The organism is Shewanella putrefaciens (genome assembly GCF_016406325.1).
Classification (GTDB): Bacteria; Pseudomonadota; Gammaproteobacteria; order Enterobacterales; family Shewanellaceae; genus Shewanella; species Shewanella putrefaciens.
The window spans coordinates 1855602-1880748 of sequence record NZ_CP066370.1 but is presented as its reverse complement, the minus strand read 5'-3'; the positions used below and the strand labels follow the sequence as shown (position 1 = coordinate 1880748).

The 25147-nt window shown below is 44.6% G+C and carries 18 protein-coding genes and 1 pseudogene; 8 read left to right on the top strand and 11 right to left on the bottom strand.

From position 1 onward, the window contains the following. Window positions 1-18: 18 nt before the first annotated feature. Window positions 19-633: a class GN sortase gene (locus JEZ96_RS08420; protein WP_011919186.1), complete on the bottom strand. Its 615-nt coding sequence runs from the start codon at window positions 631-633 to the stop codon at window positions 19-21. Between the two features lie 12 nt (window positions 634-645). Then, a pseudogene (locus JEZ96_RS08415) lies at window positions 646-2919 on the bottom strand (marine proteobacterial sortase target protein). Between the two features lie 275 nt (window positions 2920-3194). Between JEZ96_RS08415 and pdsR the strand changes: the two are divergent. The 3 genes from pdsR (at window position 3195) to JEZ96_RS08400 (ending at window position 7500) form a co-directional block, all read left to right on the top strand. Then, window positions 3195-3887 carry a proteobacterial dedicated sortase system response regulator gene (pdsR, locus tag JEZ96_RS08410; RefSeq protein WP_011789576.1) on the top strand — a complete coding sequence of 231 codons (693 nt, stop codon included), beginning with the start codon at window positions 3195-3197 and terminating at the stop codon, window positions 3885-3887. A 32-nt stretch (window positions 3888-3919) separates the two neighbouring features. Further along, window positions 3920-6079 (top strand): proteobacterial dedicated sortase system histidine kinase, encoded by a 2160-nt coding sequence (pdsS, locus tag JEZ96_RS08405; protein ID WP_011789577.1) that lies wholly within the window; start codon window positions 3920-3922, stop codon window positions 6077-6079. A 221-nt stretch (window positions 6080-6300) separates the two neighbouring features. Next, window positions 6301-7500 (top strand): cystathionine beta-lyase, encoded by a 1200-nt coding sequence (locus JEZ96_RS08400; protein ID WP_128090093.1) that lies wholly within the window; start codon window positions 6301-6303, stop codon window positions 7498-7500. A gap of 114 nt (window positions 7501-7614) precedes the next feature. Here JEZ96_RS08400 and JEZ96_RS08395 read toward each other — a convergent pair whose 3' ends face one another. Both JEZ96_RS08395 and yegD read right to left on the bottom strand, forming a co-directional pair. Continuing rightward, window positions 7615-8103: a CreA family protein gene (locus tag JEZ96_RS08395; protein ID WP_011789579.1), complete on the bottom strand. Its 489-nt coding sequence runs from the start codon at window positions 8101-8103 to the stop codon at window positions 7615-7617. Between the two features lie 31 nt (window positions 8104-8134). Continuing rightward, window positions 8135-9601, bottom strand: a complete 1467-nt coding sequence (gene yegD / locus JEZ96_RS08390) for a molecular chaperone (protein ID WP_011789580.1) — start codon at window positions 9599-9601, stop codon at window positions 8135-8137. A 444-nt stretch (window positions 9602-10045) separates the two neighbouring features. On the opposite strand from yegD, the gene ppk1 reads away from it, so the two are divergent. Both ppk1 and ppx read left to right on the top strand, forming a co-directional pair. Then, the gene (gene ppk1 / locus JEZ96_RS08385; protein ID WP_025008097.1) at window positions 10046-12208 is read left to right on the top strand and encodes a polyphosphate kinase 1; all 2163 of its coding nucleotides are present in this window, start codon (window positions 10046-10048) and stop codon (window positions 12206-12208) included. Between the two features lie 43 nt (window positions 12209-12251). Then, on the top strand, window positions 12252-13805 hold the full coding sequence (gene ppx, locus JEZ96_RS08380; protein ID WP_011789582.1) for an exopolyphosphatase: 1554 nt from the start codon (window positions 12252-12254) through the stop codon (window positions 13803-13805). 134 nt (window positions 13806-13939) lie between these two features. On the opposite strand, the gene JEZ96_RS08375 is transcribed toward ppx, so the two are convergent. Continuing rightward, window positions 13940-15187, bottom strand: a complete 1248-nt coding sequence (locus tag JEZ96_RS08375) for an MFS transporter (RefSeq protein ID WP_198779880.1) — start codon at window positions 15185-15187, stop codon at window positions 13940-13942. 140 nt (window positions 15188-15327) lie between these two features. Here JEZ96_RS08375 and JEZ96_RS08370 point away from each other — a divergent pair, with 140 nt between their 5' ends. Beyond that, window positions 15328-16209 carry a LysR family transcriptional regulator gene (locus JEZ96_RS08370; protein ID WP_011789584.1) on the top strand — a complete coding sequence of 294 codons (882 nt, stop codon included), beginning with the start codon at window positions 15328-15330 and terminating at the stop codon, window positions 16207-16209. 46 nt (window positions 16210-16255) lie between these two features. Here JEZ96_RS08370 and JEZ96_RS08365 read toward each other — a convergent pair whose 3' ends face one another. The 3 genes from JEZ96_RS08365 to JEZ96_RS08355 form a co-directional block, all read right to left on the bottom strand. Further along, complete coding sequence (locus JEZ96_RS08365; protein ID WP_011789585.1) at window positions 16256-16660, bottom strand: YbaY family lipoprotein; 405 nt, start codon at window positions 16658-16660, stop codon at window positions 16256-16258. 1 nt (window position 16661) lies between these two features. Next, window positions 16662-17528: an acyl-CoA thioesterase II gene (tesB, locus tag JEZ96_RS08360; RefSeq protein ID WP_011789586.1), complete on the bottom strand. Its 867-nt coding sequence runs from the start codon at window positions 17526-17528 to the stop codon at window positions 16662-16664. A 117-nt stretch (window positions 17529-17645) separates the two neighbouring features. Then, window positions 17646-18587 carry an SDR family NAD(P)-dependent oxidoreductase gene (locus JEZ96_RS08355; RefSeq protein ID WP_128090094.1) on the bottom strand — a complete coding sequence of 314 codons (942 nt, stop codon included), beginning with the start codon at window positions 18585-18587 and terminating at the stop codon, window positions 17646-17648. 396 nt (window positions 18588-18983) lie between these two features. Between JEZ96_RS08355 and JEZ96_RS08350 the strand changes: the two genes are divergently transcribed. After that, window positions 18984-19859, top strand: a complete 876-nt coding sequence (locus JEZ96_RS08350) for a 1,4-dihydroxy-2-naphthoate polyprenyltransferase (RefSeq protein WP_011789588.1) — start codon at window positions 18984-18986, stop codon at window positions 19857-19859. Between the two features lie 144 nt (window positions 19860-20003). On the opposite strand, the gene JEZ96_RS08345 is transcribed toward JEZ96_RS08350, so the two are convergent. After that, on the bottom strand, window positions 20004-20819 hold the full coding sequence (locus JEZ96_RS08345) for a DODA-type extradiol aromatic ring-opening family dioxygenase (RefSeq protein ID WP_041408196.1): 816 nt from the start codon (window positions 20817-20819) through the stop codon (window positions 20004-20006). A 342-nt stretch (window positions 20820-21161) separates the two neighbouring features. Here JEZ96_RS08345 and JEZ96_RS08340 point away from each other — a divergent pair, with 342 nt between their 5' ends. Further along, window positions 21162-22058: a LysR family transcriptional regulator gene (locus tag JEZ96_RS08340; protein WP_014610425.1), complete on the top strand. Its 897-nt coding sequence runs from the start codon at window positions 21162-21164 to the stop codon at window positions 22056-22058. 158 nt (window positions 22059-22216) lie between these two features. Here JEZ96_RS08340 and JEZ96_RS08335 read toward each other — a convergent pair whose 3' ends face one another. Both JEZ96_RS08335 and JEZ96_RS08330 read right to left on the bottom strand, forming a co-directional pair. Further along, the gene (locus tag JEZ96_RS08335) at window positions 22217-22675 is read right to left on the bottom strand and encodes a hypothetical protein (protein WP_014610424.1); all 459 of its coding nucleotides are present in this window, start codon (window positions 22673-22675) and stop codon (window positions 22217-22219) included. A gap of 10 nt (window positions 22676-22685) precedes the next feature. After that, window positions 22686-24809, bottom strand: coding sequence for a S8 family serine peptidase (locus JEZ96_RS08330; protein ID WP_061782886.1), 2124 nt, complete (start codon window positions 24807-24809; stop codon window positions 22686-22688). Window positions 24810-25147 lie beyond the last annotated feature (338 nt).

Here is a 25147-nt window from a genome sequence, read left to right as displayed (position 1 = left end):
TAGCTGAAACGAGGTGATTTACGAGGATAAAACGGGCACGGCTTGTACCACAAATCGTAGTTCGGCTCCGCCTTGAATGTCATTAAAAGGGTAACATGTAATAAGGGTGAGCCTTTCATCTTCTGAAGGTGCCATAAACTCCGTTTGTGACTCGTGCACAACCTGCGTTGCCACTACTTGGTAAAGAATGTCTTTTCCCGAAGCCGTTTGTAGGGATATTTTTCGTCCAACACTCATCCCATTTAATATCGCAAAATGCGTGTCCCTATGCCCTGCAATAACCGTATTCCCTACTTGGCCTGCTGACGCACTGGATAACACTAAACTTGGGCCAAACGCAAGGTTACGTCCCGACGCTCCCGCAAGCACATATAAGCTATCGTTTGCGGCAATCTCATCAAAATGTGTCAATTTATGGTTTTGATAAATAGACAATTTAGCAACAGGATAGGTATCGGCCCATGACCAAGGTTTGTGGGATTGTCCATCGGCCAGAGTCTTAGTCCATGCTTGTTCTATCAAATATTGTGCGAAATGTGCTTTAGCTTGCATATAGAGTCCTTTTCCTAACAATGTACCGCCGAGCAATAACAATCCCACTAGCAAAATTCGCCGTGTCTGCTGTCTACTCATAAGGTTAAATGCTCATAATGTTTGTTTGTAGGGGATAGCGAGAATGACAGCTCTCTCTTTGCGGCGTTGACGCAGCATTGAGCCTGCTAACAGCAATGCTAATATCAAAGTGACAGCACCAAGTAGCATATCGAAACGACTCGATGTGGCCGTTTGTGGTAATACACCAAAGGGTTTCCAACCTAAGGGTAAGTGTTGGCGTACAACGGCATCACGCGTCATGGCGCTGGAATCAATAGGCGTTAAATCTACCGCCACTAAACTGGTGTAAGGGCTGACTAAGTGGTAATTCATTGATAATGCAGTTACCTGCTGCTTTACTTTGTCATCATTTGCGCCATTTTTACTGAGTTCCAGTGCTGCAATTTGCTTTCTAGCCCAGAGTAAATCTAAACCTGCATCGGGTTCGGTAATGGCTCCACCATGGCTATCTTTAAGCGAAAGTGACTGTTGCCAGTTTTTATGGCCCTGACGACCAGAAATCACAAGTTCCTGCGGCTCACGCTCACTGCGTTTTAGGCTGACAACAACAGGCTCACCACGGTACAAATCTGGGATGGGTGATGGCCAATAATCAGGCACCCCGCCATCGTCAAAGCGCACGTTAATATCGGTTAATACTGGATACTGGATTTTACTTAGCAGCAGGCTTATCTTCTGCTCAACCTCATCCACATTACCTATATAGGTAAAAGTACCTCGACCTAGTTCTGCAGCTCTTTGCATAAAATGCGAATTAGGCGCAGAGCCAATACCCACAGTAAACAAGCGACTCTCACCTATTTGATAACGGATCAGATCAAATAAGGCTTGCTCATTACCCACCGAACCGTCAGTCATAAAAATCACCTGACGCAAGGATTGAGATGATTCCGACAAGCGGTTTATACCCCGAGGCAAGGCAGCATTCAGTGCTAACGCCATCTCTGTGCCACCATCAGCCTGTAATCGATGAATAAATTGCCTTGCACGGGCAAGATGTGTTTGGTTTGCTGGCAATGATGTTGGCGATAATTGCGTCAATTCAGAATTAAACTCAATAATATTAAAACTGTCTTCAGCCTTTAATCCATTAAGCGCATAGAGAAGCGCACTTTTGGCCTGTACTATCGAATCCCCCGCCATGGAGCCAGAGGTGTCAATTACTAGAATTAATTCACGGGGTAATGTGGACAACGCGTGTTCATCAGTCTTGGGTGGTAACACCATCACAAGACTGTAGTGATCATCTGATTGGCGGTTTTCAGAGACGTTATCTTCAGAAGCACCATCGCCATGGGTTTTGCCCTGCTGATTAAAGACTAAAGCCATTGGGCTCATGCCTTGTTTAGCACGCCATTGCAGCACAAAATCACGATTTGCGACCACGCTATTGGTAAGTGATACATTGATGATGCCGTGATGCGGCTCATCCAGCTTGATCTGATGGTAAGGACTTGCAATGGTTGATTTATCAACGCCCTTAGCAAGACGCACCTCAATATTGGCGTTAAGCACAGGATCTTGTTTGCTATTGGCTCTTCTTAATGGCGCAACGATACGTTCAGCATCAAAAACTTCGCTACTGGTGACACGCGAGTTAGCCGCATTGTCATTGGCAGAAGCCTTATCGTGGATGAAACCTGGTATATAGCGCGGCGCCACTACCAGAGGAAAGCGCAAACTAAATAGGCCATCCTCATATTTGATGTTTTCCTGGTAACTAATTTCGACAACTAATTGTTCATTTGGCGCAAGGTTTGCCACGTCAGTCGTAAACATATTGGGGCGTTCTTGGCTGACAAGACTGGCGCGTTTCCCCTCAGCTTTTGCCTGTTGAAAGATCTGCTTAGCCTCAGCTTTGGGATGAATTTGCCCTTCTATTACCCGCTGACCTATGTGCATACGTAGCGAATCGACTGCGGCCTCGTTTGGTAAAGGAAACAAATACTGGCCGTTTAACACAAATTCGGTGTTATTAGTAAAAATCTGCTTCACGCTAACGCGATTATTTAAGCCCGACACTTGCATCGACACCTGTGTATCGAGGGGTAAAGAAGGCAATAAGGCACCATTTGGCATGAAATACAACAGCATCCCCTGAGTAATATCATCGTAATCTAATGTTTGTTGCTGCTGCGGAATGTGTACTTCCAATGCAGGAGTTGCATCTTGTTACCCAAATAAGGTTACTGCTGTATTTGGCGATGCTAGGACTGCAAATGGTAACCCCAAAAAAATAGCAATGCTGACAACAACCATCAGGACTGCTTCAACGACTTCTTTTATCCTTTTCCCTGTGACCATCACAAAGGCTTCCTTCTTGTAAGTATGGATATTGGTTCTACTTAATCTTTAGTTGAGCTTGCACTCGCATCGATACCCACAACTCAACATGCGGGGTGCAAAACTGAATGGGGCTATTAAACACAGTTAGAATGGCACGAGCAGGGATGGAAAATGGCAATGCAACTATCAATTGTGGCAACAAAATGGCAATTGCATTTAGGCACTTTTTTCTCAGGTAAAATCCTGTATAGTCACGAAAACTTAATCCCCCAAGTCAATAGGAATATGGCTCTATGAAGCGTATCGCCATAGTGGAAGATGAAGCCGCCATTCGAGAAAATTACAAGGATGTGTTGCAACAACACGGTTATAGCGTACAAACTTATGCCGACAGGCCATCGGCTATGTTAGCCTTTAATACGCGATTACCCGATTTAGCGATTATCGACATTGGCTTAGGCAATGAGATCGATGGTGGCTTTATGTTGTGTCAATCCCTCCGCGCGATGTCGAACACCTTGCCGATTATCTTTTTAACCGCCCGCGACAGCGATTTTGATACCGTGTGCGGCCTGCGCTTAGGTGCCGACGATTACCTAAGTAAAGAGGTGAGTTTTCCACATTTGACCGCACGCTTAGCCGCATTATTTCGCCGCTCTGAACTCGCAGCCAGTCAAACGCCACAGGAAAACCTACTCGAACGAGGTCCCTTAACCATCGATGCTAATCGCATGCAGGTCTATTGGAACCAGCATCCTATCGAACTGACCGTAACCGAGTTTTGGATGGTACATGCGTTAGCAAAACACCCTGGCCATGTCCGTAGCCGTCACGAATTAATGCAAGAGGCAAAAATCTTTGTTGATGACAGCACTATCACTTCCCATGTGAAACGGATCCGGAAAAAATTTATCGCCTCTGCTCCTGAATTTGATTGTATCGATACGGTTTATGGCATGGGCTACCGCTGGGACAGCCTAGCCTAAGTAATGATGGGATCTGCTTTGATGTATAACCTATGACACGTTTTCCCTTCGGCTTACGCACAAAAGTCATTGGCCTTAGCCTATTTTTACTCTGCCTACCTTGGCTTGGGTATCAATATGTTTGGGAGATGGAAAAGTACTTACGCCATGGTCAAGAACGTACTTTAGAAGGAACCACACAGGCGCTTGCAACTGCGCTGCACGAGCGCCCAAAGCTGTTTGATGGCCAAGCGAGCTTTTTAAAGCAAGTGGAAAAAAGTCGCGATCTCTACGCCTATCCACTGGCGGGAGCAATATTACTCGATGGAAAACTTAACGAGTGGCAGGAATATCAGCACAGATTTATCCAATACGGAGAGGCGAATCAAATCATGCGCGCCGATCCAACCACGCCCTTAACCTTAAGTTTTACCCATATGGTCGGCCAATATGATGGTTACCTGTACGCCTTTTTCCAAGTAGTTGACCCTAATGTGGTGTTTCGCGGCAAAAATGCCCTCAGTGTCGATAGAAATGATCACTTATCCATCGCCACATTGTCACCCGACAATAAATTCAAACGCTATATTGTTGCCACCACTCAGCCAGGCTGGATCAGCGCCTTCGAATTACCCGCTAATCCTAAGCTGACGGTGCCTGTCACCCCGGAAGTGCGTATCCAAGGACAATGGGCAACAACCGATGTGGGCTACAATATTGAGCTGCGTATTCCCCTTAATATGGTCGGTAGCAAACTCGGCTTTGCCATTGCCGATGTGAATGACAGTAAATATCGCGACATCACCGCAATTGTGGGTACATCCGCCTTGGACACCGTCGATAAACTCGGCACTGTATTAGTTCCATCACCAGAAATTGAAAGTATTATCAAAGGGATGAGTCACTATAGCTCAAGAGTATGGGTGGTAGACAAACATGGGCGGGTATTAGCGAAATCCGGAGATCTGCGCGCGAATAGCAGTGTCTGGACCCGCACCTTAGAAGATGAAACACCAGGCTCACTCTGGGGAAGCTTTAAACGGGATTATCTGCATCCCCTGTATTACAAAATTCTGACAAAACCACCCAAGGATTTTATTGATTCGCTGCAGGATTCTACTGAACTTGATGGCAGCCATATCCAAAAAGCGCTCTCGGGTCAGCAAAGTTCGACTTGGCGCTTAACCCCAGATAACAAAGCGGTAGTACTCGCCGCTGCGAGCCCTATCTGGATTGATAACAATGTGATGGGCGCCGTCGTTGCCGAAGAAACCACCCACGGTATTCGTACTCTACGTAACCGTGCCTTGGAAAAACTCTTTAACGTGATCTTGACCATTATGAGCATGGGCACACTGGCGCTGTTCTTCTTTGCTTCGAGTATTTCAAACCGAATTCGCAAACTGCGGGATGAGGCAGAAAATGCCATCGACAGCCAAGGTCGAGTGCGCAATAACCTTAAACCGTCAAAGGCTCGGGATGAAATTGGCGATCTTTCGCGTAGTTTTTCGAGTATCGTCGGACGCCTAGGCCAATACACCCATTATTTGGAAAATATGTCGTCGCGCCTCTCCCACGAACTCCGTACCCCCGTCGCCGTAGTGCGATCGTCCCTTGAGCATTTAAACCTGCAAACCTTAGATCAAGATGCGCAAAAATATGTCGACCGCGCGCAGGAAGGCGTGAGCCGCTTAAGCATGATGCTCAATAATATGAGCGAAGCAACGCGCCTAGAGCAAAGTTTATTGCAGGCTGATATCACTAAGTTTCCACTGTCTCAAGTGATCAGCGGTTGTATGCAGGGGTATCAAATCACTTATCCTGAACAACGATTTAGCGTAAAAGTGCCAGAACAGCCGCTGATGATGCAAGGCGTACCCGAATATATCGCTCAGTTAATGGATAAGCTTATCGCCAACGCGATTGAGTTTTGTCACAAGGATAGCGCCATTGAAGTGACGCTCACCCAAGTAGGTAAACAAGCCACATTACTGATCAGTAACTTAGGGCCTGAACTCCCAATTGATATGTCGGAGCAGATTTTCGATTCTATGGTGTCAGTGCGGATCAATCAGGCTCAAGATAAACCGCACCTCGGCTTAGGCTTATATATTGCGCGGCTAGTCGCTGAGTTCCATCAAGGCAAAATTCTCGCCCGTAACCGTAGCGAACACGATGGTGTGGATATCCTAGTCACACTGCCATTAAATTAACAAATTAAGTAGCCCCTTGGTCAAAGTGAGTCCTCCTTATAATGCAGAATCTATCGACAAATGGCACAGAGGCGAAGAACATGAGCCAAACTCATCACTTCGTCTCTGCCATTTGCCAGAGTAAATGCTAAGATGACCGCCATAACAAGGGATGAGTAAAAATTTGCCCAACCTACTTATTCAGCCTACTGATCCAACCTACATGCCAAGGTAATGCTTCTATGACAGACAAACATCGTCAAGCCACCCAAATCGTCAGCTTAGGTCGAGACAAAAAATGGACCAAAGGTGTGATTAATCCACCCGTATTTCGCGCTTCGACTATCGTCTTCGATACCATGGAAGACATGCGCCACGCCGCAAAAAATAAAACCAATGGCGAGATGTTTTACGGCCGCCGTGGCACCCCAACCCATTTTGCCTTTCAAGCTGCGATTGCCCAATTAGAAGGCGGGGTCGGTACTGCGCTCTACCCTTCAGGCGCGGCAGCGATCAGTGCCGCACTACTGTCATTTTTAAAAACGGGCGATCATTTGTTGATGGTCGATAGCGTGTATGAACCCACGCGGGATCTGTGTACGCATATTCTCGCGGGCTTTGGTATTGAAACCACTTACTACGATCCCTTGATTGGCGCGGGCATTAGCGACCTTATTCGTCCCAATACTAAGGTGCTGTTTTTAGAGTCTCCGGGCTCTATCACCATGGAAGTGCAAGATGTGCCAACTTTGTGCCGTATCGCCCACGAACATGGGCTTGTCACTATACTAGACAACACTTGGGCCTCGCCCATCAACAGCAAACCTTTCGAAATGGGAGTCGATATTTCCATTCAAGCGGCCACTAAATATATTGTCGGTCACTCGGATGTGATGATAGGCACCGCCACCGCTAACGAAAAATACTGGCCGCAACTGCGTGAACACAGCTATTTGATGGGGCAAACTACCTCGCCAGATGATGTATACCTTGCCGCGCGCGGCCTGCGCACCTTAGGCGTGCGTATGGCGCAGCATGAAAAAAATGCAATGCAAGTCGCTAATTGGTTGAAAACCCGCCCAGAAGTGGATCATCTGCGTCACCCCGCGTTTGACACATGCCCTGGGCATGAGTTCTTTAAACGCGACTTTAGTGCCTCAAACGGTTTGTTTTCCTTTGTATTAAAGCGAGGTGATGCCGATGCGGTCACCGCGCTGGTGGAAAATATGAGCCACTTTAAAATGGGCTTTTCTTGGGGGGGCTACGAGAGTCTAATTTTAGGGATTTTCGGTATTGACAGGATCCGCTCGGCAACGAAATGGGATCCGAGTAAACCCTTAATCCGTTTGCATATTGGTTTAGAAGATCCCGCCGATTTAATCGCCGATCTCAGTGCTGGATTTGAACGCTTTAACGCCGTTATGACAGCTAAAGCGAAGTAACTATGTCGCTTAGGCGCTCGATGCTAGCGGCATAAAACAAAAGGGGCGGAATGAAAATTCCGCCCCTTTTTATGCTTATGCAACAGAAGATCTAAGCTATTCACTTTGCTGCAATTAATTAGCTTTAGTGCCTACATTTAGTACAGGGTCAACCCAAGCCTGTGAACCATAAAGCGGCACAGTTGAGAGCGCATGCTTATGGCTGCCGTTAGTCTCTTTTGTTGAATAAGATAAATACAGCAATGTCTGGTTTTGCGCATCGTAAATTCTGCGCACTTTTAATGATTTAAATAAAATACTCAAGGACTCAGTGAAAATCACTTCGCCGTGTTTTCCCATATCAATGTTAGCAAGATCGGCACGAGTAATAGGCCCAGTCTGGCGGCAACTAATGCTCATATCTGATGGATCGGCAAAATCTAAATTGGCTTCGATACGACTAATATGACAGGTAACACCCGGGATTTTAGGATCCTGCTTAGCATCGATAATCACATCCTTTGTGGTGAAAAGCCCAAGGCTCACCTTACCCACATCGTCACCACAACCCGCGAGCAATAGACCCACAGTGGCCACAAACGCACACTTCAACAGAGTTTTCATTTATACATCCTTTTATGTTATTGCTTATAGGTTAGTGCTTAGCAAATAGCTTTTGCGCCCAGCGAGTAAGTCCTGCTGTCACAGAGCCAAAGTGATCGCCGACCACCACGGGAATATCGGGATAAATGCCAGCAATTTTCGCATAAATGGCAGGACTTCGTGCTGTCCCGCCCGTCACGTAAATCACATCGGGTTTACATTCAGCTTCAGCGGATAAATCCTCTGGATCTGGACCGTCTACTGCGACATTTGTTGCTACCAAGGTTTTTGCGGCTTGCGCAAGCGCTTGGTGCATCAGGGCTTCCACTTTCGTTAATGAGGGTTCGATGGCATTTTCAAACAATTTACGACTGACCCCAACCTGTAATGCCGCATCGACAAAATCCAGATTAATATCAGTATGCTCGGTGTCCGACAGTCCAATTTTAGCACGCTCCGCTTGGCGAACTAACTGATAGCTTAACTGCTGTTGCTGCACTTTTAATAAGCGATGCAGTAAATGGGGCTGCTCGGCATCTTTAATTAATTCGTCGATCAATTTGCGGCTACTTAAGGTGCTAAATTCACGTTGGGCACTGATATCATTTACCGCAACCGCATTCCAAAATGGGTTACTTGGCATAGGCTTACCATTAAGCATTAACGAACCTAGTCCAAAATGCGGCATAAACGCATGCATGGCAAGGGCGATATCAAGATCGTTACCACCAATACGCTGACCACTGTGACCAAGACAATCCGCTGCGCGATCGAGGTTCGCTTTATGGGCTGGCCCCATCTTAACGACTGAACAATCCGTTGTACCGCCGCCAACGTCAACCACCAGCACGGTTTGGTTGTCGATAAGGCTCGCTTCATAATCCATACCCGCAGCCAGTGGTTCAAAGAGAAAGGCCACATCGATAAACCCCGCGCGTTTTGCCGCTAAAGTTAGAATCGCCTCAGCCTGTCTATTACTTTCCTCACCACCGATACCTTGGAAGTTTACAGGACGACCTATCACCGCATGGGTAATGATTGACTCATCGCCCTCTTGAGCTAATCCTTTTTCAATTAACACAGCTTCTGCACGGGTTTTAATATGCTGCATCATCAAGGTGACAATATCCTCAAACAACGCAATTTGCTCAATCCTTAATCCCGAGGCTCCTAAAAATGATTTTGGCGAACGGACATAAAATCCTTCCTCTGGCATCTCTAAATAGGCGCTTATCGCCTGCTCTCCAACAAACACAGCTTGGGTATCGGTATCAAGATCTAATTCATGGCGCACTAAACGTGCCCGACTTAATTGAGCCGCACGTTTTTTTGCATAATCAGCTTTAAATTCAATAGGAAGCCCACGATACACCGCCTCAGCGATAAGCTCTCTATCCATCGCATAGAGCGTAGAAGGTAAATACGCTGACTGCTCTGATAAAGATAACAACTGGACATTCTCGCCTAGCATAATGCCGACGGCGCAGTTGGCACTCCCATAATCAAATCCGACAAACATACCTTTCACTCCCGCGATAAAAAAGCCGAGCAAGGTAACATAGTTTGTGTCGATCCCAAAGAAGTTAGCTTATATACCGACACGAGCCCCCCATTAATGAGTACTTAGTGCGCTTTCATTCAAGGTATACCAATGAGCGAATGCCAAAGCCCATTATTGCGTTGATACCACAAAGCGATGGAGTCTCATCAAAATAACCCAAAGCGATGGCTCTAAAGCAAATCAAGTGGCTTTCATATTAAGGTCATATTTCTGTCATACTCGTCATCAATCTGACATATTTCCCTCGTATCTTTAGCCAAGATAAATTCCCGACCGATTTTGGCGCTTGTACAATATTTATCATTGAAATTCCTTCACTTGTCAGCCGTAAATCTGATTGCACAACGGTGGATGAATGCTATTGTATAGTGCGCCATGACGCTTGCTTAAAGGAGCTGTGCAGTGTCCCCGAATACCGATAAATTATCGATTGATAAAGAACTCTCCTGGTTATCATTTAATGAGCGGGTATTGCAAGAGGCTTGCGATCCTAACGTCCCCCTTGTTGAACGGGTACGTTTTTTGGGGATATTTTCCAATAATATGGATGAATTTTTCCGCGTGCGCGTTGCTGCTGTTAGGCGATCTATTTTACTTTCAGCCTTACAGGAAGGCCGCAGTAATAGTCGCCATTTAATGGCCAAAATCCAATCTAAGGTGATGGCATTACAGGAACGATTCGATAGTATTTATACGGATTTAATGCGAGAACTCGTTCGTCGTAATATTTTGTTAATCAATGAGAAACAACTCAGTGAGTTTCACAGTAATTGGCTTAAAAAACATTTTAGAGACCATTTTAAACGCCATATTGCCCCGCTGATCGTCAGTAATAACCGCGATCTGGTGAAACATATCAATGATGATTCAACCTATCTGTGTGTGTGCTTATACACCAAAGCCCGCCGTCAGTATGCCCTAGTAGAAGTGCCGACAAAAAATGTACCACGGTTTCTCGAGCTTCCCGCGGAAAAAAGTAAAGCGAAAAAGTATCTTATTTTACTCGATAACATTATCCGTCACTGCGTAGATGAACTTTTTGGCCCCTTCTTCGAATACGATGCGATTGAAGTTTATTCAATGAAACTTACCCGTGATGCTGATTTTGATATCACAGACGAGTTAGAGCAAACTCAGCTTGAAAAAATGACTAAGGGCTTAAAAAAACGCCTTACGGCTGAACCCGTGCGCTTGGTATATGACAAAGAAATGCCCGAACATATGTTAGTCATGCTCAAAGAGAATCTAAATATCAGTTCAACCGAATGCCTAATTCCCGGCGGGCGTTACCACAGTTTTAAAGACTTTATCGGTTTTCCGAATCCTAGCCGTGATTACCTCGAAAACGAAAAACTCCCCGCGCTCAACAGCGCAGGATTTGGCCGCTGCGCCAACAGTTTTGATGCGATAAAAATGGGCGATATTATGCTCAACTACCCGTACCATAAGTTTTCCCACTTTACCGAAATGGTGCGCCAAGCCGCTTACGATCCTGCAGTACGTTTTATCCGCATTAATTTATATCGAGTGGCAAAAAAATCCCACGTGATGCAGTCACTAATCGATGCGGTTAAAAATGGCAAACAAGTTACCGCCGTGATTGAACTTAGGGCAAGGTTCGATGAGCAATCCAATATCGAGTGGACTCGTATTTTGGCCGAAGCAGGCGTAAAAGTGCACCACGGGATCACCAGTTTAAAAGTGCATTCCAAGCTTTGTTTAATTGGTCGCGAAGAACAAGGAGAAATCAAACTCTACTGTCACGTGGGATCTGGCAACTTTAACGAAGGCACAGCGCGGGTCTACACTGACTTATCATTGTTTACTGCAAACCAAGAAATTGCCCGTGAAGTTGAACAGGTATTTGACTTGATTGAACACCCATATCGCCGAGATAACTTCCAACATTTGATCGTGTCGCCCTACGATGCACGACAAAAGCTCACCTACTTAATCGATAAAGAAATCGTCAACGCACAGAGTCACATTAAGGCGGCTATTACCTTAAAATTAAATAACTTACTCGATGATGCGTTAGTGCAAAAACTCTATGAAGCCTCTGCTGCAGGCGTAAAAATTAAGTTGTTAATCCGCGGAATGTGCTCGCTGATCCCGCAAATACCAGGCATCAGCGACAATATCGAGGTTTACAGTATTGTGGATAGATTCCTCGAGCATTCCCGCGTAATGTTGTTCCATGCGGGGGGCGAAAATAAGCTCTTTATCTGCTCGGCCGACTGGATGAGCCGTAATATTGATAACCGTGTTGAAGTCAGTGTACCTATTTATGATCTGCGCCTAAAACAAATGGTGATGGATATTTTATCTTTACAGTTTAATGACAACACTAAGGCCCGAATAATCAATAAGGAGCAAAGTAATCCTTATCGAAACCGCGGCAATAAACGTAAAGTGCGTTCTCAAATTGCCATTTATCAATATCTGATTAATTATGAGAAGCGACAACAACAGGAATTTAACGCCCTGATGGAAGCATCACAAACGACTTCTTCCGGGGAGTTTACCCTAGAGAAAAAACCAGAATTACAGGCCAAAGCCAGTTAATCACTGGCTTTATTATCATCTCGATTGCCTAAGGATAATCCGATTGGTTGCCACACATTCACAACCGCGACACTTTGTCGCCATCGACATGGGATCAAATAGTTTTCACCTTGTTATTGCCCGTGAGCAAGATGGCAGTTTGCAGATATTACACAAAGAAAAACAACAAGTTCAGCTAGCTACTGGGTTAGATACACAAAATATGTTAAGCCAAGAGGCGATGGAACGAGGCCTTAATTGCCTGCGTGATTTTAATCAACGCTTTTCAAACCTTGACCAAGCACAAGTGCGTTTAGTGGCAACTCATACCCTTAGGGTGGCTAAAAATCGTGAGCAGTTTATTGAAGCAGCGCTTGCCATTTTGCCCTATCCAGTGGAAGTCATTTCTGGCCATGAGGAAGCGCGCTTAATTTATAACGGTATTGCCCAAAGCCAAGTATTGGGAAAACGTAATCTCGTTATCGATATTGGTGGTGGCTCTACCGAGGTCGTGCTTGGACAGAAAAATACTCCCACCCATTTATCCAGCTTGCGCTGTGGCTGTGTCAGTTTCAACGAACGCTTCTTCCCAAATGGACATATTACACCAGCCTCCTTTCGCGCCGCACAAAGTGCTGCAGATAAGCAGTTTGCTTCCTTATCAAAAGAATACTTCAGCGGTCATTGGGACTTAGTGCTAGGCAGTTCGGGAACCGTCAAAGCCATATGTGAAGCCGTTCAAGAAGATCACGGTGATGAAGTCATTACCTTAACGCGGCTGAAACAACTCAAGTTGAAATTAATCAGATTTGGGCACATTGATCATGTCCAATTCACCCATGTGGATAACAAACGCACACCGTTAATCTCCGCTGGTCTTGCTATTTTAATTAGTTTTTTTAGACGCTTACCCGTTGAAAAGTTGGAGTTTAGCCCTGGGGCGCTGCGAGAAGGCGTGTTATATGAGTTAGCTAAAATTGGCCAATATCAAGATATACGCCACCGCACTGTGGATAGCATTGCCCAGCTTTACCATATCGATATGCCCCACGCGATTAAGGTACGAGATACTGCGATGGCATTGTTTGAACAGGTTGCCGATGAATGGCAATTAAGGCCCCATGCTCGATTACTCGCCTATGCCGCCACCTTACATGAGATAGGTTTACACATAAATTCAAGGGCATTGCATAAACACGGCGCCTACATCATCAGTAATAGCGATATGCCAGGGTTTAGTGAGGCATTACAGCAAGATCTAGCGCGACTGATTGTCAACCATCGTAAAAAACCCTATGAGTTAATGCTTGCTGAATTAGAGCCAAATCATAAATTGACGCTCATTCGCTTACTCTGTCTATTACGCCTTGCTGTTCTGCTCAATCTTGGCCGTATCGCCAAATCATTGATTTTGGAGCAAATTCAAGTTATTCCAGATGGCGTTATGTTAGTGCTACCCAGCCATAAACGAAAAATAAGCCTTTTTATGAAAGACTTACAGCGAGAGCAAAAGCAAATGGCCGCTCTTGGAATAAATCTGCGTTTAGTGTCGAGTATCGCCTCCCACAACGATAAACACTCACTTGAACCAGAAATCACCACTGACACTGTGGGATAATCATCGCCATTCTCCCAAGAGAAAAAGGCTCGTATTACAAAACTAGCGCCGCATCATACGAGCCTTTGGACGACATTCGTTTAGTATTGCAACGGCTTATCGCTCCTGCAGCAAACGCAATCTCAGCGACATCATTAAACTAACACCCTGTTAATATGTGTCTGATGATAATGCAAACGCGTAATCGCTAAAGCAATCAAGGCTAATAGAGTCAAAGATCCCATTACCACACCACGCCACATTGCCTCATGCCAAAACAGCATTAAATATGGGCCACCCATCGCAGCGCCCAAATAATAACAACATAAATAGAGTGAGGTAGCCTTAGCGCGATCGCGGCTTGCACGCATTGCTACAAAGGAATTGCAACAACTGTGAGTCAGAAAGAACCCACAGGCCGTCATTAAAAACCCCGCACAAATCGTCAACGTCGTATCAAACAAGGTCAGTAAACTGCCCAATAACATCAACCCCCAAGACCATTGATATAGCTTGTGTTGACCAAATTTTGCCAACCATTTTGCGGTAAAATATGACGCGACAGTCCCACTGGAATAACACAGAAAAATCAAGGTTGCTTGAAAACGGCTCCATTCATAGGGTGGTGCCATCAAATGTAACTGGATAAAACTAAACTGATTGACCATCATCATAAAAGTGAGACCACCAATAGCGTAGACTAAACGCATTTGAGGATCGGTTAAATGATAGCTAAAACCATGAAAGTCTTGCATTAAACGTGCACGTTTGGACAGGCGCTCAGGCTTATGGACTTGGGACATCGCTTGAGCATCTGCACCTGAGGGTAATAAATAACTGGTCAACGCCACCCCGGCTAAGGTCACTAAAAACAATAACCACATTGATGCTTGCCAAGATAAAAACTGCGACATCATTCCTCCCAGTAAACGCCCCACAATACCACCAATACTGTTAGCCATAATGTAAATGCCCGCGGCTTTAAGCATAGTGCTGGGGGATAACTGCTCTTTAAAATAGGCCATAGCAATAGCAGGAACAGCAGCCAATACAACACCTTGCAGCAATCTTACCAAAAGTAAACCATTAAAATCCGGCGTCCAAATTAGCAATAGATTTGAAAGCGCTAATAACCATAAACTCACAACAATAGGAGCATGCCGGCCAATACGGTCAGATATTACCGCGTAGATAAGTAATGAAAACGCTAAAGAAAAACTAGTGACGGAGAGGATCAAGGTCGCCTTAGAGCCGGATACCGCAAAGTGTTCGGCAATTAAGGGCAACATGCCTTGCATTAAATACAAATTGATATACACCACAACGGAGGCCACGCACAGGGCCCACATTAATCGGGTATCACGCTGTTTATTGTCAATCATAGTGCCCAACACGGCTTGCACGCTAGCCTCGATCACATCTCACTCATAGGATAGACAAAGGTTAGCACTGGGCATAACATAACAATAATAGATAATTAGTATCGTAATTATTGATTTTTGTTATAGATAGATTTCATTAATAACTCTGTGTGAGCCAATAGATGGATATACGTCAACTCAAACATTTAGACGCCCTTGCTAACACTGGCAGCTTTACTGCTGCGGCTAAAAAACTCAATATGGCGCAACCTGCGCTCAGTCAGAGTATTAAACGTCTTGAGCAATCCCTAGGTGTTACCTTAATCAATCGTACTAGCCATAAAAATGACAAACTACTGGCCCTCACCGCTGAAGGTTTAGTACTCCATCAACATGCCACGCTTATCCTAAAGCAAATCAAACAGGCCGAGGCACAAATCCATGCAATGGCCAATCTCACCTCGGGTGAAGTGCGTATTGCAGTGCCGGGTATGCTCGGTTCCTTCTATTTACCCTCGCGGTTAATGGCCTTTCGCCATCAATACCCCGAGCTAAAACTGTCACTGTTTGAAGGCGGCACCCGCGATGCACTACGTATGTTACAGCAAGAAGAAGTGGATATTGCGATTATTACCGCCCAAGATCTACAGAGTGATTTTGACAGTCAACTGTTAATCCGTGAACAAATGGTGATTGCAATGGGGACAGAACATCCATTAGCAGAACATAATGCTGTTAGCTTGAGCGATTTTTTTGACCATGAATTAGTGATGTTTAAGACAGGTTATTTTCACCGTGAATGGATACTGTCACAGGCAAAAGTGTTAGGAAAAAAGCCCAATATTGCCTTTGAAACCAATCTGATTAACTTGATAAAACAAATTGTATCCCAAGGCTTTGGTATCACCAGTGTGCTGGAAATGGCGATCAGCCCGAAGGACGATATTTTAGCTAAACCCTTCGATCCACCCGTCTTTTTAAATCTGCATATTGCGTGGAAAAAACAGCGTCCAGTCAGTCAAGCCGACCGTGCTTTTGTCGAGTTTCTGATGAAGAATCGCTAATAAAAAAGCCCTTTCAAATCTAAAAGGGCTTAATCACTTATCAGTTTTATCGGTTAGCCATAACGGCTTTCATCAACACTTCAGTAGTGTATTTATCATTATTGATCACAGGATAACGGTCATAGGTTTGGAATATAACCTGATCTTGATACTTGATCATGGCAACAACACCGTACTGAATTCGTTTATCAATAGACTTCGCGGGTAATGAAAATTTAAATGGCACGGGGGCGCGGGCAATATTAAAGGTCTTTTGTGCTATCACAACCCCTGGTGTATTAAGATCAATAATGGCAATAGTAATTTCACAACCTTGAGGCAAGAGAATTTTCTCTAAATAACCCGCTGCACCATTAATAATCACCGGTGGTTCAGGCTGTACAGTCACACAACCATTAAGCAAGATAGCCATCAGTGAACATATTACAAACGACTTGATTTTCATAACCATATCAACTTCCCTTTACCATACGTATAAGACCTTCTTGAGTAGAAGAAGCCACTAACTCGCCCTGTTGATTAAAAAATTGCCCTCTAACATAACCCCTACCACCACTGGCATTAGGACTATCGATACTGTAAAGCAACCATTCACCCATATTGATTTGTCGATGGAACCAAATAGCATGATCTATCGTCGCCATTCGTACACCTGGACTTAAAAATGAGACACCGTGGGGCTGCGCTGCCGTCACTAAAAAGTTAAAGTCGGAAGCATAGGCAAGTAAATATTCATGGATATGGGCATCATTTGGCATAGGGCCATTAGCTCTCATCCAAACATAACGGTACGGCTCGGTTTCTTTAGGCGCAAAAGGGTGCAGTGGATTGACCAATCGCATCTCAATTGGTGCATCGGCCATAAACTTTTCCAGCATTTTAGCCGGAACTTTATCCCGCATCGTCATCGCAAGTTCTTGTTGATTCAATAAACCTTCAGGACCAGGAACCTGTGGCATCATCGCTTGATGACTAAAGCCTTCTTCAGGTTCTTGGAAAGAACAGGTCATATGAAAAATAGGGCGTCCTTTTTGGATAGCACTCACACGCCTTGCACTAAAACTACCGCCATCGCGCATATTCTCCACTTCATAAACAATCGGCAGTTTTTCGTCGCCCGCACGTAAAAAATAGGAATGCAAAGAATGTACGTTACGTTCAACTGGAACCGTTTGTTTAGCAGCACTTAAGGCCTGCCCCATCACTTGGCCGCCAAACACATGGCCAAAACCCAGATCTTGGCTTTGACCACGAAAGAGGCCAATTTCAATTTGCTCAAGGGAAAGTAATGATAAAAGATCGTCTAATACCTGACTCATGGGATCCTACTGACCTACAGAATAGTTAACCATTAATACTAAAGGGTAACTCAGTTCTACTAGGGCTGACCAGCATTGAGTAAATAATGCTAAAACGAAAATGCTGTTCACTCAGCACTAATCAATTTTAATATCGCGCTCTAATGCGCTGAGCTTTGACCAAGAAAGCACTTTATCCTCACCACAAGCATGTAAACTCACGGGAAACGCTTGATAAATTTGATGCCAACATTGAGCCAATTTATGGGGTGTGCATAATCCTTCACAAAAATACATCGGCAAAAACTCAGCAAACATGCCATGGCTGACACTCCCTGCCCCCGCCAAAATATGCTGGCCGTTGGGTGCATGTTCGCTGACTAAAAAAGCGGTCGTGGCGGTCAGGGTATCGAAGGAAAATAAGGGTTGAATTGCTGTTGCCAAATGTTTTTCTGTCATTGCTGTGACCGCCTGTGGGCATAGGCTGTTCACTCGAATATTATGCATTTCTCCTTCGATAGACAGACTGTTAACCATACCAACTAGAGCCATTTTGGCTGCACTAAATCCGACTTGATGTAAATCACCAAATAACCCGGATACTCCTGTGGTCATCACAATACGGCCATAGTTTTGCAATTTCATTAATGGCCATACCGCTTGAGTCAAATAAAAACTGCCATTTAAATCCACATCTAACTGTCGCTGCCATTGTTCTGGTGTGATCCTTTCAAAGGCACACGCCCCATAAATACCCGCGTTATTAATTAAAATATCAATCCGTTGCCAGCTTTTCGCGACGGTATCAACCATACGATCTACAGCCGCTTTGTCACTCACATCGAGGACAAACTGGAGGCAATCACAACCTAATTTAATAATACTATCATATGTTTGATTCAAGTTGTCATTGATGGAGTGAGTAACAGATTGAGCATCTGTACTGACTTCAGCACAGTGAACTGTAGGTTGATCGATAAGTACGACTTTTGCACCCCGCTCTGCCAGCATAATAGCGTAAGCTCGGCCAAGTCCTGAACCCGCTCCGGTGATCAGTGCCACTTTCTTATCGAAACGCATCTGAACGTATCCTTATTGATATAATGCAAATTCACATTATCTGGAGTGTGGACCTTATGTAAAATCAATATAGATACCTAAGTGCTTCTCTTTAGATAACACTTGGGTATACATGGCATCTTTGATGTTTACAAACTAATGAGTGCATTGAACAATTTACCTAAATTAATAAAATCTTAGGTAAATGCTTATTTAACCCTTGTGCTATAACAACACAGACTTTTATGATTTTCTTTGAGCTTGGCGACAAATATCATTCCATATAAGTCAACATATGTGCGCCAATTCAAACTCTGTTAAATGCGTTTATTAGATAGTGCTCACTTTCGAGCAAAATATTGTTATGCTACTCCTAATTAAATATCGATTTCATTTTCGAGATAACGACTGGACGCCATGAATCCTTGGATTTTAGCCATAAGACCGCGCACGCTTCCTGCGGCAATAGGGCCATTATTAATTGGTAATATACTTGCCTTACACCTTAACAGTTTTAGCTGGTTAATTGCTGCAACCTCCATGCTCTGCGCCATATTGTTGCAGGTTGCCGTTAACCTTGCTAACGACTACTTTGATTTTAAAAATGGTATCGATACTGCTGAACGTATTGGCCCCATTCGCGTTACCCAAAGTGGTATGATCCCCGCAAATAGTGTGCGTAATGCCATGATATTGTGTCTTATCCTTGCTCTCGCTGTCGGTTCGTATCTGATTTGGCACGGAGGCTGGCCCATCGCCATTCTCGCCGCAGCCGCTATTTTAGGTGCTCTTGGCTACAGCGGTGGCCCCTATCCCCTCGCCTCCCATGGGCTCGGTGAAGTAGCGGCATTTGTCTTTTTTGGCTTAGTGGCAGTGGTGGGCAGTTATTATCTGCAGGCGGGCGATACGACTATTAATGCGTGGTTATTAGGCTGTGCGATTGGCTTATTTAACGCTGCGATTATGTTGGTGAATAACACTCGCGACATCCGTACCGACACCCAAGCGGGCAAACATACTCTAGCGGTACGTATTGGCGAAGCTCAGGCAAAAGTGCTTTATCAAGCCTTAATCTATTTGCCCTTTGGCTTAGTCATCGCTGGCTTTTTATTCGGTATTTTACCCGGCTTACCAGTGCTACTTGCGGGATTATCTCTGCTTATTGCCCGCAAACTCAGTAGCGATTTTTATGCCGTTTCTGGTGAAGCCTTAAATCCGTTACTCGGCCGCACAGCTAAGTTAACCATGATTTTCAGTACCTTGTTTAGCGTGGGTTTAGTGTTTACCGCATAAGAGTAAATCCGCTAAGCTAATGCTACACCACAGCTCAATGCTGAATATAAAAAGGTTCATATCTTCGATAGATACGAACCTTTTTTATTGGCCGCAGCACGACTTCAATTTGGCTTAATATCGACGAGGGAAATCCCCCCCCATTTATTGCCAGATATAACCAGAGATCAGCGTGTTTAACAAAATACCATTAAAGTTACGTTCGGCATGGGATGAACCATGATGGCCTGCACCAAAACACACATGTAGCGGTAATAAATGTTCTTCCCGCGGATGACTAAAACGCGCTTCAGGGGCTGATTGCCAATGAGTTAACGCTATTTTTACCTCGGCAGAACTAACACTTGCCGTTAAAGTTTGCGTCAGCCAATAGTCAAACTCTGCGCTGCGGCTTTGGACCGTGGGATCGCTTGAAAAAAACGCCCGCATATTGTGAAACGACATCCCTGAGCCCACGATCAACACCCCTTGGTCCCGCAGCGGCGCTAAAGCCTCCCCAATCGCTATATGGATTTTAGGATCGAGGCTGTGGACTAACGACATCTGCACCACGGGAATATTCGCTTCAGGATACATCAACTTAAGTGGTACAAAGGTACCGTGATCAAATGCGCGTTCGCTATCTAAGCGGGCGGCGATGCCCTTATCTGCTAGCATATTCGCAATCTGTTCGGCTAATTCTGGCTCACCGGGTGCAGGATATGTCAGCTGATAAGCCTCAGGTGGAAATCCATAGTAGTCATACAAAATACTTGGCTTTGGGCTACTCGACAAAGTCACCACAGATTCTTCCCAATGGGCAGTGATCAACACAATCGCCTTCGGAGTGGGCATTGGCGCTGTTACTGAAGTTAAAAATGTACGCAACTCCCTATGATTAACATCATTGAGCAAAGGCATAGGGCCACCACCGTGGGGCACAAATAGCACAGGCATACGACTCGCGTTAACTTGCATCATAACCCTCTCGTGTTGATTAACTTATATCTGTACTACTGGCTTTAAACTCAGCATTTTTCGCTTAACTCACTGTTCTACATAACACTTCAATGCACGCTTAAAATGCGAAGCGATTCAGCACCAACTGCCGCTGAAATCGCACTAAACGCTCCACAATTTCATCGAGTTGAATAATCGCATCGCACACACCCCATTAAACCTGATATTTGCCGTCAGTCTGGGACATAAATGCACAACAACGAGCAAGAATGGAATCGATTATGAGCCGATAAAAGATAAATAAATATGGAATAAAATCTAATATCTCATAAACTAATAGTTTATAACTTGCGAGTAATACTTGTGACCTTAGACCAACTGCTGATGTTTAAAACCGTAGCTGAGGCAGGCTCACTCAAAGCTGCCAGTGACAAGCTACATAAAACCCAACCCGCCATTAGCCAAAGTATCAAACAGTTAGAATCCCAACTCGATCTTATCCTGTTTAATCGCGAAGGTTATCGACTCGCCATCACAGAACAAGGTCGAAAACTGCTGCAACATACCCTGCGGGTACTGAATGAAGCGCAAGAAATGAAGCAAGTAGCGAAGCATTTAGCCAAAGGTAACGAAGCAAGCATCACCTTAGCTTTTGAAGCCTCCTTTAATCTCGCTCGAATTTTGCCGATTTTAGAGCTGACTCAAAATGAGTTTCCTTATACCCAAATTATTCTCAAACAAGAGTTTTTAACTGGTGCACTCGAAGCGCTAAATCAAGATAAAGCTGAAATCATCATCTCTGCGGGCGGAATTGAACCCATACGTTCGAGCCATTTAGAATTAGCCTATTTATTTTCAGGTAGCCTTCTCGATGTTGCCGCACCGCGCTTACTCAGCCGTTATCCCAACCTAAGCCATGTACGGGAGTTAGTGAACGAATACCAAATCGTGATCCAAGATACAGGGACGGGAACAGTCAATATTGAATTTGGGGTACAGGCGGGGCAACGACGTTGGTATGTTAATGATTTTTATACCAAGAAAATGCTTATTCAAAGTGGTATGGGCTGGGGCAAGCTGCCGCACTATATGATTGAAGATTCACTCAAACAGGGCGCATTGATTGCACTGGATCTGCGTGAAAGACAAAATAATATTCAACTCGATTACTATGTGATGCGAAAACCCCACTCACCTTTAGGGCCCGTGGCACAAGCACTCTGGGATAATTTAGCGCAACTAGCCACAAAACTGATGTAAAAATTAACAATGCAAGCCTCGCTTTTCACACCATTGATTCAGTGTTTAAGATCTACCTATAGCAAAACGAATCTAATTAATAAGTCACCTCACGCTATGTTAAACAATAGTAAAAGGGCCTTTCGGCCCCTTAATTCCATTTTTTGTCACCACCTTGCTTATTGGATTTCTTGCTTGGCGAGTGCACGGTCTAACTTGGCACGCTCAACCTCTGGAGAGGCTTTAACCGCTTGAATAAGACCAATAAGGTCTGTGCCTTCTTTGGCGGCAAGCAGCAGTAAGTTATTGTTATTTTGCCAATCAACTCTCAGGCCATGGGCTTTAGCAAAGTCGGTCGCAGAGACACCAGGCTTTAATTTAACCACTAACTTACCCGTCATTTCAGCGAAAGGTGTACCTGACTGAGTCACGACTTTTTGGCCTTTAACCAATTGCTTAGCCTGTTTAATACCAGTCTCTGTTTTGACGTAATACTGAATATCTGTGCCCAAAAACTCGCCGCGGCTCATTTCTTTAGACTCAGCTTGAGGTTCTGTGAAATCCACTTTGTTATGTGCCATTGCTTGTGCGGACAGAGAAAGAGCAACAGCCACTAATGATAAATTTAACGCTTTCATTGATTACTCCTTAAGATGCAGATTTGGCAGCATGACCATGGAAACGAATTGACCAACCTTTTAGCTTGCCATCAGCTTCGTTCGGGATTGCAATTGGTGTACTACCTTTATCAAACTTAATAAAGGAGTAATCACCACTATTCACATCGATCAGTTTGATTGTCCATTCACCCTTTGATGATTCGCCATAAAACGCATTCGATAACATAGGTGTTGCATCGTAGCCTTTGACAAGATCATCCGGATCATTCTTATCCATCACACCTTGGTAAACGAAACCGTTGTAGGGTGTCATCAACACACTCTTAGTTCCTGCTGGCGAAATCAGTTCGACCGCTAAATCCGGTAGACGCAGGTGATCGGCTGTTAGCTCAATTTGCACCGCTTCGACAATTAAATTTTCTTCAACCACCTGAGTATCTATAACACCATTGATATCGGCATCGGGAATCGCTTTCGTCAAGGCTGGGCTTGCTTGCCACTCAGTCACCACATAGTCACCCAAATCTTGGGCATAGGATTTAGCCAGTTTGACGGCCTCACTCACATTCACGCGGCCAAAACCGTAGAGGTTATGGAACGAAAATCCTGCCGCGTTTTGTTGCCAAGCTGGAATCGCTACATATTCGGGCGCGCCTTCACCCTCACCAATAGTCACTTTTTTTGCGGCAATATCTGCATCTACTTTGGTTGATGTCTTCGCCAAAATATAACGCACATCGCGCCAAGTTAAATCAGGGTTAGCACTCATAATGACCGCCACAGCACCTGAAGCATTTGGTGCCGCAGAGGAGGTTCCGTTCATTGTCGAGTTGTAATCACAATTCGGGTTTAATGGATGTAAACCACCGTGGAATGGCGTGCTTGGTCTATCTTCTGCAATTGCATAACCATTTTCACAACCCATACGATCCGTCGTCACAATTGCCGGATCATCATCTCCATACTCACCACCAGGTGCAGTCACGAAAATATTTGACCCAACGGATGAGTAGCTAGAGAGTTTACCCTTAGCATTAATTGCACTCACCACTAAGTTATAGACGTTAGCATTGTCAGTCGACATGTTAGAGTTGTGGAATGGTAAACCATAGTTAGCAGGTTTATCTGCCGTAGCGGTGAAGTAATCCCCCGGTAACCAGAAAGTACGGAAACGATAATACTGATAACCGTTACCTGCCGACTTTACAAAAATACTGCCTTTACCATCGAAGCTTTGGGTCGCAATATCTTGATAAACCTCAGTTTCATCCTCATCAAAACTATGGGGGAATGGCACGCTGTAGCCATAACTTTGGTTAAAGACGCGGGCGCTATCACTATAGGCACTCGCACCATGGGATTTGGCAAAGTTTTCAAATGTTTGTACGTTCGCCACTTTACCCGTTGGATCTTGATCTAGAAAGTTGAAGCCTATCAATTTTGCCTTAGGTGCTACACCGCGACCACCGATACCATTCCAGCCTTCGGCCGCAATAATCCCACCCACTGAAGTACCATGGGCGGCTTCGCCAGAGAAAGGTGTTGGGTCAACAGTACCCGTAATTAAATTATATGAACCACCATTCACAGTGTTGTTCATCAAATCTGGATGCGCAATTTCTAAGCCATCATCCACCACTGCGACGATCACGCCTTGTCCCATCGCTTGGGCAGAAATCGCACCACTTACATTCATATCTTCACCAGCAACACCGCGGTTGGCGGCAAAGGCATTCTGTCCAGTGTTTTTTAAATGCCATTGATAACTAAACAGCGGATCACCATGTTTAATGTTGATGGTCAAATTAGCTTCTGCCTGTAACTGACCATCAGACACTTTAAATCTAACGACCTCAGTCCCTTCGCTCGCATCGGAAGCATAGGTAAACTCCCCCGTGTTTTTATTCACTAGCGTAAAAGTACCTAGCTTAAGATCAGCAGGATCCACTAAAGAAAAAGTCAAACCACCTTCGGCATCTGTCGCCTCAAGTTTTCCAGAAAAAAGCATCGACTGCGACACATCAACAGTCATATCCGCTGTTGTGGGTGCCGTATTTACTTTCGGCTCAGGCGCTGGGGCTTTTTTATCATCACTGCCACAGCCAGCCAATAAGGCCGCCGTGATGCTTAATGCAACAATGGACATACGCATAGTAGACATTCCTTCTTGTCATTACTTCTTGTAACTTAATTTGGTTTCAATCATTAATTGACATTATTCCGAATTAAATTCTGTTATTTTAGTTATACCCTACCTCTCCTTGTTAAAAGCAAGGAGAATAGGAAGCAAACTTTTAACACAATAGAAACGCATGTGAAAAGGAATATAAATAGAATGGCAGACTGAATAACTTAACGAGATTATTTTCGGAACAAAAATAATATCAAAAATAACAATAACGCAATAAACATAGCTTACTTAAAATAAAGAATATTTATTAAAAATCATAAACATAAATTAATATAAACTAATGAAAAAATACAGACCAG

Excerpts from the sequence above, each read along its gene's own strand:
- JEZ96_RS08335 (WP_014610424.1), bottom strand. The coding sequence starts at position 22,675 with ATGAAAGCGTTAAATTTATCATTAGTGGCTGTTGCTCTTTCTCTGTCC.
- JEZ96_RS08345 (WP_041408196.1), bottom strand. The coding sequence starts at position 20,819 with ATGATGCAAGTTAACGCGAGTCGTATGCCTGTGCTATTTGTGCCCCAC.
- JEZ96_RS08365 (WP_011789585.1), bottom strand. The coding sequence starts at position 16,660 with ATGGTTATGAAAATCAAGTCGTTTGTAATATGTTCACTGATGGCTATC.
- pdsR (WP_011789576.1), top strand. The coding sequence starts at position 3,195 with ATGAAGCGTATCGCCATAGTGGAAGATGAAGCCGCCATTCGAGAAAAT.
- JEZ96_RS08350 (WP_011789588.1), top strand. The coding sequence starts at position 18,984 with ATGAATCCTTGGATTTTAGCCATAAGACCGCGCACGCTTCCTGCGGCA.
- JEZ96_RS08330 (WP_061782886.1), bottom strand. The coding sequence starts at position 24,809 with ATGCGTATGTCCATTGTTGCATTAAGCATCACGGCGGCCTTATTGGCT.
- JEZ96_RS08400 (WP_128090093.1), top strand. The coding sequence starts at position 6,301 with ATGACAGACAAACATCGTCAAGCCACCCAAATCGTCAGCTTAGGTCGA.
- yegD (WP_011789580.1), bottom strand. The coding sequence starts at position 9,601 with ATGTTTGTCGGATTTGATTATGGGAGTGCCAACTGCGCCGTCGGCATT.
- JEZ96_RS08420 (WP_011919186.1), bottom strand. The coding sequence starts at position 633 with ATGAGTAGACAGCAGACACGGCGAATTTTGCTAGTGGGATTGTTATTG.
- JEZ96_RS08395 (WP_011789579.1), bottom strand. The coding sequence starts at position 8,103 with ATGAAAACTCTGTTGAAGTGTGCGTTTGTGGCCACTGTGGGTCTATTG.
- JEZ96_RS08355 (WP_128090094.1), bottom strand. The coding sequence starts at position 18,587 with ATGCGTTTCGATAAGAAAGTGGCACTGATCACCGGAGCGGGTTCAGGA.
- JEZ96_RS08370 (WP_011789584.1), top strand. The coding sequence starts at position 15,328 with ATGGATATACGTCAACTCAAACATTTAGACGCCCTTGCTAACACTGGC.
- tesB (WP_011789586.1), bottom strand. The coding sequence starts at position 17,528 with ATGAGTCAGGTATTAGACGATCTTTTATCATTACTTTCCCTTGAGCAA.
- pdsS (WP_011789577.1), top strand. The coding sequence starts at position 3,920 with ATGACACGTTTTCCCTTCGGCTTACGCACAAAAGTCATTGGCCTTAGC.